The organism is Cupriavidus pauculus, assembly GCF_008693385.1.
Lineage (GTDB): Bacteria > Pseudomonadota > Gammaproteobacteria > Burkholderiales > Burkholderiaceae > Cupriavidus > Cupriavidus pauculus_D.
Genome location: NZ_CP044067.1, coordinates 209,939 through 222,394 on the forward strand (window position 1 = coordinate 209,939; position 12,456 = coordinate 222,394).

The window sequence follows — 12,456 nt, forward strand, 5'->3', positions numbered from 1 at the left end:
CGATAAAAGTGAAAGGGGTCGGTGCCTCTGACACTTTTGCACGTTCGGCGCGCGGGCGTGCGTTAAGGCTGGTTAAACGTGGTGAAGGTGCATGGTCGCCAGCAATGCGCGCGCGGCGAGGTAGTCCGCGGTACGAAAGCCCTCGGTGAACTTTGCCTGCACGGGCGCGAGCAGCGCAAGCGCCTCCGCCGCGCGATTCCGGGCGGCCAATAGCTTTGCGAGATCGAAGGCGGCGCGCAATTCCCACGACAAGGCACGTTGGTGGCGCGCAAGATCCACGGCCTGCCGAAGATGCGCGGCCGCCGCCTCGAGATCGCCATCGCCCTCGCGGATCAGCCCGCCCTTGATGCGCAGGAGCTCAGGCAGGCACCAGCGTTCGCCGGTGCGCGCGGACCACGACAGCGCCTCGTCGATCGCGGCGTGGGCCTCCGTGAACTGCCCGGCCGCGCCCATGCCGTCGGCCAGCACGCCCAGATAGGCGGGATAGCGTAGCCGGAAGCCGCTGCTCTCGAGCGCATCGAGTCCCCCGCGCATGACGCAAATCCCCGTGAAATCGTGCTGGCGCAGGCGCAGCATGCCGTCGACGACGGTAGACAAGGCGTTCCAGAACGTGACGGGCTGGCGCGCGAGATGCTGCGCCAGCATGGCATGCGCGTGCCGCGCGGTCTCGATATCGCCGACGAGCAGCGCGATCGGGCACACGGCATTGACCAGCGCGTTGGAGACGGACAGCGCATGGTGCGTGCCGCGCGCGTCGTCGAGGGCGCGGTGCGCGGACGCCATCGCCTGGTCGGGAAAGCCCTGCAGCCACTGCACACTGGACAGCGTACCGAGCGCGGCGGCGCGCTGGTCGAGCTGGAAGCGTGCAATATGCGAGCGATGCACGGGCGACACGTACTGCCCGAGCATGCGGTCCAGATAGCGTCGCGCCTGATCCTGTTCGCCAAGATAGCGCAGCGCCGTGGCGCTCATGCGATCGATGCTGAGCTGCGCGGCGCGATCTCCCTGGCCGGCGGCCACCTCGCGGAACCGCGCGGCCAGGTCCAGCGCGATGCGATGTTCGCCGATGTACGTGTGATAGACCGACAGTCCCCACAACGCGCGCAACTGGTATTCGCCATCGCTAAGCTGCTCCGCGAGCGCGAGCGCGCGGCTCCAGACACGGCCGGTCTGCACGGTCGGGCCCTGCGCATAGAGCAGTGCCGCGCCCAGTGCCGCATTGAGCTTCATTTCGTCGCGGCGATCCTGCGTGCCGTCGCTGGCACGCTCGGCCGCGACGGCCAGCGCGCCCTCGACGGCCTGCCGGCATTCCTCGAACAGCGCCAGATGCATCCACAGCGGAATGGCCGCCACCGTGAGCGAAATGCCGAGCTCGACATCTCCGGCAGGGGAGAACGCCCAGCGCAGCGCCGCGCGCACGTCGTCGATCTTGCCGCCGTAATCCGCCAGCCATGCGGCAGTGGGGCGCGCTTCCCATTCCGCCGCGGCGCGGGTAAGCAGGTCGCGATGATGCTCCGCATGCCGGCGCACGCAATGTGCGTACTCGCCGAGCGCGATCAGCTTGTGCTGGCCGTAGGCCCGCGTGGTGTCGAGCAGGCGGTAGTACACGAAATGGCCCGTCACATCGGCCACGAGCAGGGACTTGGCGACGAGGTTCGCCATGGCTTCGACGACTTCGGGGGGCTCGCCATCGAGTGCCCCGAGCGCGGCAGCCGTTTCGCGCGTAAAGGGGCCGATGCAGACCGAAAGGCGCCGCAGCAGCGTCTGCTCGCGGACCGGCAGGTATTCGTAGCTCCAGTCGAGCGCGGCGGCCAGCGTGCGATGGCGCGGCAGCGTGCCGCGGCGGTCCTGGTACAGCAGCCGCAGCCGGTCCTCGAGCAGGATCGACAGGTCGTGGATGCTGAACGCGTCCAGGCGCGTGGCCGCCAGTTCGATGGCCAGCGCGATGCCGTCGAGCTTGCGGCAGATCTCGGCGACGACCGGCGCATCGGCATCGCGCAGTTCGAATCCATCCACGCATTCGGCTGCGCGTTCGACGAACAGCTGCACGGCGGGAGACGCCAGCGCTTCCCTGGCCGTGAGCGTCGCCGAGTCCGGCGGCAGGTCGAGCGGCGCCAGGCGGTAGATGACCTCGCCGCGCACACGCAGCGATTCGCGGCTCGTGGCCAGGATGCGCACGTCGGGCGCGCCCGAGACGATCTGCTCGGCGAACGCCGCGGCGGCATCGATCACATGTTCGCAGCTGTCGAGCACGATGAGCATGGGCCGCTCGCGCAGGCAGGCGACAACGGCGGGCAGCGCATCGCTGCCCTGTACCGAAAGACCGAGCGCGGCCGCGATGGTGCCGCCCACGAAGTGGCTGTCGGACAACGGCGCGAGGTCGACGAATCGAACCTCGGACGGCACTTCGCGCGCGCTGCCGGCAATGACGGCGTCCGCCACGGCGAGCGCGACCGTGGTCTTGCCGATCCCGCCCGGGCCCACGACGGTGACGAACCGCCGCTCCCGCAGTTGTGACAGCAGCGTGTCGATTGCGTCGCCGCGACCGATGACGCGCGTGGTCAGCGCGGGCAGGTTGTGCGGCGGTGACGCGAGTTCCGCCGGTTGCAACGAGGAGGTCGTGGAGGACACGGGCGCCACGAAGCGATAACCGCGGCCGATCACGGTCGCGATATAGCGCTGCCCCGGCTGGCCGTCGCCCAGCGCGCGCCGCAGCGCCGCCATGTGGACCTTGAGATTGCTGTCCTCGACGACCGTGTTCGGCCACGCGCGCGCCATGAGCTCTGCCTTGCTGACGAGATCGCCGGGCCGTTCGACCAGCGCCGCCAGAATCTCGAGCGCGCGCCCGCCGATGCGGACCGGGGTCTCCCCGTCGAGCAACAGCTGCCGGCCCGGAATCAGGCGAAAGCGTCCGAACCCGAACCCATTGCCGTCCGCGTTGGCCGAACCTTCTGGAGGAGTCGTCTGCGCTTCAGTCACCTTGTCTCTTCAAACCGAAGAAGCCGCGATGATAGCGGATACCTCACCCGCTTAGGGGTTCACCGGATTTGACTACGCTTAACGAGAAGTCCACTGCCGTAGCCGATAGCATCGATTTCTACTAATGTGGGAGAAAACATGTCTGAGGATAATATCGATCGCAGCGACAAGCTCGTCAACGACGCGGCGCGCGCGCTGCCCAACGCCGGACGGCGCGACCTGCTGATGGCCGCGGGCCTCGCTTCCGTGGGCGGCATTGCGGGCGCGCTGGCGGCAGCCCCGACGACGGCCATGGCACAGTCGTCTCCATCGGCACCATCGGCACCATCGGCACCATCGGCATCACGCGCGGGTGCCGCGGCGTCCCTCGGCGCCCGGCTGCGCGGTGTCCAGCACTTCGGGCTGACGGTCCAGAACATGGATCGCGCGTTCGAGTTCTACACCCAGGTGCTCGGCGGCACCGAGATCCTGCGCGATGGCAATTTCAGCGGGGAGAAGATCCAGAACACGCTGCTGCTGACCGAGGAGATTCGCGCGCGGCAGGAGCACGTGAATCCGCGCGCGATCGGCGTGCCCGATCTTCGCAGCGGTGCCCAGCGGCTGGATGTGCGGTTCGTCCAGTTCGACAACGTGGTGCTGGAGCTGTTGCAGTATCGCGACCGCGATCAGCCGCAGGGGACCGGCGACAGCTATGCGCCGCCGCACAACCTGACGAGCCCGGCGTACCCGCGTTCGATGCACATCTGCTTCTATATTCGCGACGATGTGGATTTCAACCAGTTCGTGCACGACCTGGAAGCCGAGTCCGCGCGCCGTGGCATGACCAATGTAAAGGCGAACCGCATCGTGACCGCGCGGACCGATCAGGAGCGCCTCGCGCTGCCCGTCGATACCAATACGAATCGCATCACGGAAGGGCCGTCCGACGGCTGGTCGCTGATCTACTGCAAGGGCCCCGAGGGCGAACAGCTCGAGTTCGTGCAGGTGCTCGGTCGCGCCAGGCAGACGTTCGGCAGCGCGTACGAGACGCGCCGCCGCGCGGTGGGCGATCGGACCTGATCGCCACGCGCCTACGCGTGGCCCGCGTCGTCGGGGTCCGTGACCTCGACGATGCGGGCCGGTTCTTGCGTCGGCGCCTCGGCTGGCGCATGAGCCGGCGCCGCCATGATCGCTTCGCCGATCTCCGCGAGCTGCCGGCCCGCGCCGTCGCGGTCGCCGCGGCTCAACAGCCGGAACACCAGCGATACCGCATCGGCCATCGTGGTCCCGAGCGGCGTCGCCACCGTCGTATTCGCGATCGACAGACCCGTGATGAACTTGCCCCACGCCTTGTCGTCCTTCGCGATGGGATCGTTGAGCGCGGCATTCGTGCCATAGCAGAACGCCATCACGCCGCTGAAGCCGACCCACTGCGAGAACGCATCGTGCGATTCCTGCACGCTCGCCCCCGGGTTGCGGAGGATGGCGCCCATATGGAACATCGTGAATGCATAGTCGATCAGCAGATCGACGAGCGGGATGGTTTCCAGCTTCGGCTTGATGCCGGCGCCCGTGACGGGGATGATCGGCGCGAACAGGACCGCCGCGCTGATCCCGAACATGATGCCCTTGCCGACCTTGTCCTCGTTGCGGCTGGCCCGCGCGGCCGGCTGCGGGACGCCCGCGAGCCGCAGCATATCGTTCTCGAGGTTCTGCAATCCGCCGAGGATATGGCTGACGTGTCCGTCGGCGGTGTTGGTGAGCCGCTGGCCGCTCGCCTTGAAGCCGGCGCGCGCACGTTGCAGTGCGCCATATTGCGCCGCCGTGCCCGTGGCCATGTCCTCCAGAAATGCGCGCGATTCCGGCGACAACTGGGCCGTGAACGCGCCGAGCGAGCCCGGCGTGGCGGCACCGTGACGATAGCGGTCGAGCTGCGCTTTCGCGGCATTCGCGCCGTAGAAGGCCGCCATGAGCGCCACAAAGCCCGCCACGCCCACGACGAGGTTGTAGGCAAGGTTCTCGGACACGGCCTCCGCCTGCTTCGTCGGGACGATATTCGCGATCAGCAGTACGGCCTGCAGGCTGTTGGCAAGGTCGCGATTGAGCACGTGCTGCCCGACGACACGGCCGTTGGCCGTCGGGTTCATGAACAGCCCCGCCGCGATCAGCCATGTCTTGCACAGCGAGGCGACGATCAGCGCCACGCCGTTGCGTTGCTGTTCGTGCGACAGCAATGGCAGCAGCAACGGCAATGGCGTCAGCGCCAGCCGTGTCGCCACGAGGCCGATGCTGGCGGCCTTGCTCTTATCCTCGGTCAGGCCGTTCAGCGCGGCCTCGATACTGGCGATATCGCGCAGCAGCCGGTTGCGGGCGGGAGCGGGGAGGTCGTACCGGTATCCGCCTTCGGTGCCCTGGCCCTCGAGAATCTCGTCGCGAATCGTGTTCAGGTGCTCGCGTAGCTGCTCGGCAAGCGCGGCGCCGTCGTCACCGCCGGTGCCGCCGATCTGTGTCCGGAATGCCCGATCCTGGCGCGGCGCGAGCGCGTTGACGATATCGACCTGATGGAACTTCTCCACGGCATAGTCCTTTAGCGCACGCGCGATCGGGCGGCGGCCTTCGGTTACCGGGGCAGTCCGCGCGGGCGTGGTCGATGCCAGTGGTGCCGGCACCTGCGCGGAGGCCCGGCGCCGCCGGGATGATGTGGGCGAGGGCGACTGCCGCTCGGGGGGCACGAGACCGGCGTCGGCCTCGTGCGTGGCAAGTTGGGACCGGTCCCGCAGTTCGATGCTTTGCATGGTGTACTACCTCTTGGTTCGGCGATAGGAGCGCCAAGGGTAGGTGCCAGGGCCGGTGCGCGCGGCCGGGCGCACCGAAGCGATCGGTGCCGATGCGAAGCCGGGCTTCGAAGCATTTCGGCTAAGCAAATCCGGTGCTGACGAGCATGCAAGCTACAAAAATGTGCGAGGCGTTGAGCCATGCTTCAGTGGGCCGCTGCCGACATGCCTCCGCCTCCGCGTGCGGGACGTGTGATCCAGATCAGCGGAATGATCACGATCATCGCGATGGCGGCGCCGTAGAAGATATCGTTGAGCGCCATCATCGCGGCCTGCGACTGCACGGTGAGGTCGAACAGCGCATAGCCGGCGTCGTGGCTCAGCCCCAGCGTCGCATGATAGCGATCGAGCTGGCCCGTGAACACCGGGTTGTTGGCGCTGGCCTGCTCGGTCAGCACCTGGTGATGCAGGATGGTCCGGTTGTTCCACAGCACGTTGGCCACGGACGTGCCGACGCCGCCGAAGAACATCCGCGCGAAGGTCGACAGGCCCGCGGCGGCAGGCACCTTCTCGGGCGGCTGGCCCGCGAGGATGATCGTCGTGAGCGGCGCGAAGAACAGCGCCATCGGAATGCCCTGCAGCAGCGTGGGCACGATGATGTGCCACTCGTCGATGCCCACGTAGAAGTTCGTGCGCATGTAGTACACCGCGGCAAAGCCGGCGAACGCGAGCGTGCCGATGACGCGCGCATCGGTCTTCGGCAGGAGCCGGCCCATGATCGGCGCGCCGATCACCGCGAAGAAGCCCAGCGGCGCGGTGGCGAGCCCGGAGTCGAGCGCGCGGTAGCCGAGGTACTCCTGCATCCATTGCGGCAGCAGCACGAGCGTGCCGAAAAAGATGCCATAGGCGATGGAGATGGCCACCGTGCCGCCGAGGAAGTTGCGCTGCCTGAACAGCGTCAGATCGACGATCGGGTTCTTGTCCGTGAGCTCCCATACCACGAACAGCGCGAACGCGATCACCGCGACCACGGTCAGTACCACGATGGTGGTGGACGAGAACCAGTCGAGGTCCTTGCCCTTGTCGAGCATGATCTGGAGCGCGGCTACCCAGATGACCAGCAGCGCGAGCCCCACGGTGTCGATAGGCAGCTTGCGCGCCGGTGTCTCCCGCTTGCGATACAGCGACCAGACCAGCGTGGCCGACAGCAAGCCCACGGGCACGTTGATAAAGAAGATCCACGACCAGCTATAGCTGTCGGTGACCCAGCCGCCGAGCGATGGGCCCACGATCGGGCCCGTGACGACGATCATCGAGAACAACGACAGCGCAAGCGACGCTTTTTGTTTCGGCCACGAACTCAGCAGCAGCGCCTGCGAGAGCGGAATCAGCGGGCCGGCAACCGCGCCCTGCAGCGCCCGCGCCGCCAGCAGCAGCGGCAGCGACGGTGCGATGCCGCACAGGAAGGACGCCAGCACGAACAGCACGATCGACGTCACGAACAGCTTGACCTGTCCGAAGCGCTGGGTCAGCCAGCCGGTCAGCGGAATGGCGACCGAATTTGCGGCGGCGAAAACGGTGATGACCCATGTCCCTTCATCGACGGACACGCCGAGATTGCCCGAGATGGTCGGAATCGCGACGTTGGCGATGGACGAATCCAGCACGGTCATGAAGCCGGCCAGCCCGATGCCGAGCGAGCCGAGCACCATGCGGGCGCCGGTCAGCGGCGGAAGATCGGTCTGGGCGGTCATCGTACTCTCCGGGCCTGTCGTGCTTAGCGTGCGTTTGCCGCGACGATGCGCGCGATCTCCGCGTCGGCCTCGTCGCCGTACCGCGCGAAGACATCGGTCTGGTCGTCCGCGAACGACGTCGCCATCAGCGCCCGGGTCTGCGCGACGGCCTTCGCATCCTGCGCGCCGGCGGTATCGCGAATATCGATATCGACATTCATCGACAGCCCCACGCGCAGCGGATGGGCGCGCAGTTCCTCCACCGGAATCGCGATGCGGACCGGCAGGCGTTGCACGACCTTGATCCAGTTGCCGGTGGCATTCTGCGCGGGCAGCAACGCGAGCGCCGAGCCGGTGCCGGGGGCGAGGCCGACCACGCGGCCGTGGTAGGTGACCGTGTCGCCGTAGACATCGGCCGTGATGGTCGCAGGCTGGCCCACGCGGATGCTGCGGAGCTGCCATTCCTTGAAATTGGCATCGACCCACGCCTGTTCGAGCGGGACCAGCGACATCAGCGGCGTGCCGGGCGCCACGCGCTGGCCCACCTGCACGTTGCGCTGCGTCACGTAGCCGGTGACGGGCGCGGGCATCGTGGTGCGCGCGTAGGCCAGATAGGCGTCGCGGACGCGCGCGGCGGCGGCCTGCACGTCGGGATGCTGCGCTACGGACGTATCGTCGGTCATCGCGCGGTTCTCGCGCAGGGCCTGCTGCGCGGCGTTCAGTGCGGCGCGGGCCGTGGCCACGGCGTCCTGCGCGTGCGAGATGTCCTCGGTGGAGACCGCGCCGGCCGCGCCCGTGGCCAGCCGGCGCTGAAGGTCGCCCTGCGCGCGTGCAAGGTCGGTCTGCCGCTGCACGACGTCCGCACGGAGCTTGTCGTCGCCGACGAAGACCGCATGCACGCGGCGCACGGTCTGGCCGAGGTCCGCCTCGGCCTTTTGCAGCGCGATACGGGCGTCGGCGGGATCGATGCGTACCAGCGGCTTGCCTTTCTCGACGATCTGCGTGTTGTTGGCATCGACCGCGATGACGGTGCCCGTGATCTGCGGCGTGATCGGCACGATATTGCCGTTGACGTAGGCGTCGTCGGTGTCGATATGGAAGCGCGCCACGCGTTCGTAATAGACGCCGTAACCGATGCCGGCGGCCACGACGATCACGCCGATGACGGAGAGCCAGCGTTTGCGCGCGCGGGTCTTGCCGTCGGGGGCGGGGGCGGCCGCGGGCGGCGGCGGGCTGACGTCGGCGGCGGAGGCAGGTGCGTTCATGGAGCACTCCTGAGAGCTTGGGTATCGTTGTCCGTGTGGCTATCGAAGCCCCCGCCGAGCGCGTGGATCAATGCGATCTGCATGTCGCGACGATCCATCTCGAGGTTCACGACGGCGGTCTCGGCGGCCAGGCGGTTGTCGTCGGCGCGCAGCAGCGTCAGTTGTTCGATCAGGCCCGCGCGATAGCGAATCAGCGCGAGCCGGTAAGCGGTGGTCTGCGCATCGAGGGCCTGCCGCGCATCGACGAGCTGCCTGTCGGCCGCACGGATACGCGCGATCTGGCTCGCCACGTCGGAGAGCGCGTCGATCAACGTGCGGTCGTAGTGGGCGACGGACGCATCGACGTCGGCGTAGTTGCCCTTGAGCTGCGAGCGCAACGCGCCGGCGTCGAAGATCGGCAGGTGAATGGCGGGGCCCGCGATCAGCTGTCGCGACGAGGTCTGCAGGAATCGTCCCCAGCCGAGCGCGCTCAGGCCGGCATCGACCGACAGGTTGATATCGGGGTAGAACTCGGCCTTCGTCACCTTGACGCCGTGCAGCGCGGCATCCACCTGCCAGTACGCGGCGACGATATCGGGACGGCGCGACACGAGGTCGGCGGGCAGGTTGTCGGGCAGGGTCATGACGGGTGTGCCGGTATCGAGGCCAGCGAAGGTCGGCCGCGCGATCCGCTGACCGCGATCCGGTCCCGCGCCAAGCAACGCGGCGAGCTGGTAGCGCACGGCCAGGATCTGGCCATCGAGTCCGCTGACCGTCGATTGCGTGGTCGAGGTCTCGCCATGGGCGGTCTGGCGCTCGACGTCCGTGTCGAGTCCCGCGCGCACGCGGCGCTCGGTCACGTTGCCAATATCCTGCCGGTTGCCCACCTCGCGCGCCTGGATGTCATGCAGCGCGTAGAGGCGCGCGAGCTGGTTGTAGGCGCTGGCGACCGAGGCGGCGAGCGCGATGCGCACGGCCTCGGCTTCCGCTTCCGTCGCTTTTTCCTGCGACACGGCCTGCCGGAAGCCTTCGCGCTGCTTGCCCCATAGATCGAGGTCCCACGACGCGTGCGCGAATGCGTTGTTGAGGTTCTGCCACGATCCGCCGTACGGCGGCGGCACGAGCGAGTTGTCCGAGAGCCGCGCGCGCGTCCACGAGTATGAGCCGCTGACATTGGGATATCGCGCGGCATCGGCTTCACCGACATACGCACGCGCCTTCGCAATGCGCGCCATTGCCGCGTCGATGGTCGGACTGCCGCGCAGCGCTTCGTCGATCAGCGCCGGCAGTTGCGGATCGCCGAACTGTTGCGCCCACGCGAGGGTCGGCCACCGCCCGTGCTCGTCGGGCAGGCTCTGCCTGGCCTCGAACTGCGCGGGCGTCGCGATATGCCGGTCGTCATGGATGCCCGCATAGTTGACGCAACCGGTCAGGTCCGTCACCACGGCCATTGCCACGACCACGAGCAATACGCCCCTGGCGATCCACACCGGCTTACGCTTCCTGAAATCTGGCATGCGCATGACATTCCCCTCCTGCGATATAGCCAGAATGCTAGGGGGCGGGATTGTCGGCGCCTATTGACGCGTGGTGTATCCGGGGTCGACCGATGGTATGAGTGACCCTGCTGCCGGGCGGTGACCCGTACGCGACGAAGGTGTCGGAGGGCGGGGTCTTTGTGACGCGCTCACCGCTCGCGCGGATGGTCGCGTCCCTGCAGATCGGCCAGCGGAGGGTGCTATGGGGAGACCCGCGCGATCCGGCACAGGCGTCCGAGGTCCACGGCCGTTGGCGGCGCGTCGGACATCGCGGGCCTGGGCATGGGACGAGATCGCGCAGCTGGCGGCGGACGCGGGCGATGTCTCTCTTCCTCGAGCAACGCGCGATAGCGCATGGGCAGACGAAGCGTCCCGCAGTGCTAGACCCTAGACCCTAGACCCTAGACCGCGGCCTGCGGCGCGAGCGAGACCGCCGCCAGTTCCATGCGGCCGGCGAGGGCCAGCAGCATGCCGCCGTAGCGGAGGCTGTCCTCGCGGCCATGGCCCGTGCGCTGGGGGTAGCTGATATTCAGGCCATAGACCTGCCCGTCGATCCCCGTGAATGCGGTGCCGACCGCTGCCAGATGACCGTACTGGTAGGGCGCGGCGCAATACCCCTGCCGCTGCGCCTGCGCGATGCGGCGCAGGACGCCGCTCCCTTCGCGTGCCCAGCGCTCGCCCGCGCGGGCCGCGATGCGCGCGAGCAGTTCGTCGCGCACGGCGGGTGCCTGCATGGCCAGCCACGCGAGCCCGATCGTGGCGCTGTCCATGGGCACGCGTGTGCCCGGTGCCACGCGCCGGGTGCGGGAAACGCTGTCGCCGCTATGGCGAATCGATACCACGTAGACCATTTCGGTCTGGTCACCGATGGCCAGGCCGACGTTGACGCGTTCCGCCTCCGCAAGGTCCTGCATGGCCAGCAACGCCTGGCGCGGCACGGGCGTCGATTGCACGAACGCATCGGCGAGGCTCAGGACCACGGGCGCCAGCCGATAGGCGCGCGTGGTCAGGTCGTAGCGCAGAAAGCCCGCGGCGACGAGCGAATGCGTGAGGCGGCTCACGGTCGGCCGCGGCAGGCCCGTGCGCGCCGCGAGTTCCGCATTGCTGAGGAAGGTGGTTCCGGCGCGGAACGCGCGCAGCAGCAGAAGCCCGCGTTCGAGCGTCTGGCTGCCGGCATTGTCGCGCGTGAAGCGGCCGGTGTCCTGCGTGCGGCGTCGGCTGGAGGTGCCTTCGGCCGACGGCGTCGATACGGTGGACGAGCGCATTGCACCAATTTCAATCATTGAAATTGCAGTGTAGGCGCGCGCTGGCCTTTGTTGAATACTGAAAAACCACAAGGCCCGCGCGCTGGATGGAACGCGGGTGTGGCCTTGCATGACGAGACAAGGAGACAACCGCCAAATGACGACCGAAGCCAATGCCATGTCGGACGCCGTGGTTCGCCACGCCACGGAAGCGCACGTCGCGCTGATCGAACTCACACGCCCGCCGCACAATTTCGTCAATGCCGACGTCATGCGCGCGCTCGCCGATGCGTTCGACGACTGCGACGCCGATGACGAGTGCCGCGCGGTCGTGCTCGCCTCGGGCCTGCGCACGTTTTGCGCGGGCGCCGATTTCAGCGGCAGCGAACGCGGCGCGGTCCATGCGGATCCGGCGCCGTTCTATGCGCAGGCACTGCGGCTGTTCCGCAATCGCAAGCCCGTCGTGGCCGCCATTCAGGGACCGGCCGTCGGCGCGGGCCTCGGCATCGCGCTCGCGGCGGACTTCCGCGTGACCTGCCAGGAGGCGCGCTTCTCGGCCAATTTCAATCGGCTCGGCTTCCATCCCGGTTTCGGTCTCAGCGTGACGCTGCCGAGGCTCGTCGGCCAGCAGCATGCGGCGCGACTGTTCTATACCGGCGCCCGCATCGGTGGCGAAGAGGCCGTGGCCATCGGTCTGGCCGACGAACTCGTGCCTGAGGACGAAGTCCGCTTTCGCGCGCTCGCGCTGGCTGGCGAGATCGCGCTTTCCGCGCCGCTCGCGGTCGAAAGCACGCGCCAGACGCTGCGCATGGGACTCGCCGACCAGATCGTCGCGGTGAACCAGCGCGAACTGGCCGAGCAACGCGTGCAGTTTGCCACCGCGGATTTCCGCGAGGGCGTCGCCGCGATGGCCGAGCGGCGCGAACCCAATTTCCAGCGCCGCTGATCGTACGTCAGGGAGACAT

8 protein-coding genes are annotated in these 12,456 nt (G+C 68.0%); 2 read left to right on the top strand and 6 right to left on the bottom strand.

The window, feature by feature from the left end:
* Positions 1-72: 72 nt before the first annotated feature.
* Positions 73-2,979 (bottom strand): ATP-binding protein, encoded by a 2,907-nt coding sequence (locus tag FOB72_RS19220; protein ID WP_150374339.1) that lies wholly within the window; start codon positions 2,977-2,979, stop codon positions 73-75.
* A gap of 138 nt (positions 2,980-3,117) precedes the next feature.
* On the opposite strand from FOB72_RS19220, the gene FOB72_RS19225 reads away from it, so the two are divergent.
* Entirely contained in the window at positions 3,118-4,038 is a 921-nt protein-coding gene (locus tag FOB72_RS19225) for a VOC family protein (RefSeq protein WP_150374340.1), read from the top strand.
* A gap of 11 nt (positions 4,039-4,049) precedes the next feature.
* On the opposite strand, the gene FOB72_RS19230 is transcribed toward FOB72_RS19225, so the two are convergent.
* The 5 genes from FOB72_RS19230 to FOB72_RS19250 form a co-directional block, all read right to left on the bottom strand.
* Positions 4,050-5,753 (bottom strand): hypothetical protein, encoded by a 1,704-nt coding sequence (locus FOB72_RS19230; RefSeq protein ID WP_150374341.1) that lies wholly within the window; start codon positions 5,751-5,753, stop codon positions 4,050-4,052.
* 185 nt (positions 5,754-5,938) lie between these two features.
* Positions 5,939-7,486 carry a DHA2 family efflux MFS transporter permease subunit gene (locus tag FOB72_RS19235; RefSeq protein WP_150374342.1) on the bottom strand — a complete coding sequence of 516 codons (1,548 nt, stop codon included), beginning with the start codon at positions 7,484-7,486 and terminating at the stop codon, positions 5,939-5,941.
* Between the two features lie 23 nt (positions 7,487-7,509).
* The gene (locus FOB72_RS19240) at positions 7,510-8,730 is read right to left on the bottom strand and encodes an HlyD family efflux transporter periplasmic adaptor subunit (RefSeq protein ID WP_150374343.1); all 1,221 of its coding nucleotides are present in this window, start codon (positions 8,728-8,730) and stop codon (positions 7,510-7,512) included.
* Positions 8,727-10,226 carry an efflux transporter outer membrane subunit gene (locus FOB72_RS19245; RefSeq protein WP_150374344.1) on the bottom strand — a complete coding sequence of 500 codons (1,500 nt, stop codon included), beginning with the start codon at positions 10,224-10,226 and terminating at the stop codon, positions 8,727-8,729. Before FOB72_RS19245 ends, FOB72_RS19240 begins: the two co-directional genes overlap by 4 nt.
* A gap of 422 nt (positions 10,227-10,648) precedes the next feature.
* Positions 10,649-11,512, bottom strand: a complete 864-nt coding sequence (locus tag FOB72_RS19250; protein WP_150374345.1) for an IclR family transcriptional regulator — start codon at positions 11,510-11,512, stop codon at positions 10,649-10,651.
* A 136-nt stretch (positions 11,513-11,648) separates the two neighbouring features.
* On the opposite strand from FOB72_RS19250, the gene FOB72_RS19255 reads away from it, so the two are divergent.
* Positions 11,649-12,437, top strand: coding sequence for an enoyl-CoA hydratase/isomerase family protein (locus FOB72_RS19255; RefSeq protein WP_150374346.1), 789 nt, complete (start codon positions 11,649-11,651; stop codon positions 12,435-12,437).
* The last annotated feature ends 19 nt before the right edge of the window (positions 12,438-12,456 follow it).

Bases quoted from the DNA above. Each gene is read 5' to 3' on its own strand.
- FOB72_RS19225 (WP_150374340.1), top strand. From the start codon at position 3,118: ATGTCTGAGGATAATATCGATCGCAGCGACAAGCTCGTCAACGACGCG.
- FOB72_RS19230 (WP_150374341.1), bottom strand. From the start codon at position 5,753: ATGCAAAGCATCGAACTGCGGGACCGGTCCCAACTTGCCACGCACGAG.
- FOB72_RS19235 (WP_150374342.1), bottom strand. From the start codon at position 7,486: ATGACCGCCCAGACCGATCTTCCGCCGCTGACCGGCGCCCGCATGGTG.
- FOB72_RS19240 (WP_150374343.1), bottom strand. From the start codon at position 8,730: ATGAACGCACCTGCCTCCGCCGCCGACGTCAGCCCGCCGCCGCCCGCG.
- FOB72_RS19245 (WP_150374344.1), bottom strand. From the start codon at position 10,226: ATGCCAGATTTCAGGAAGCGTAAGCCGGTGTGGATCGCCAGGGGCGTA.
- FOB72_RS19250 (WP_150374345.1), bottom strand. From the start codon at position 11,512: ATGCGCTCGTCCACCGTATCGACGCCGTCGGCCGAAGGCACCTCCAGC.
- FOB72_RS19255 (WP_150374346.1), top strand. From the start codon at position 11,649: ATGACGACCGAAGCCAATGCCATGTCGGACGCCGTGGTTCGCCACGCC.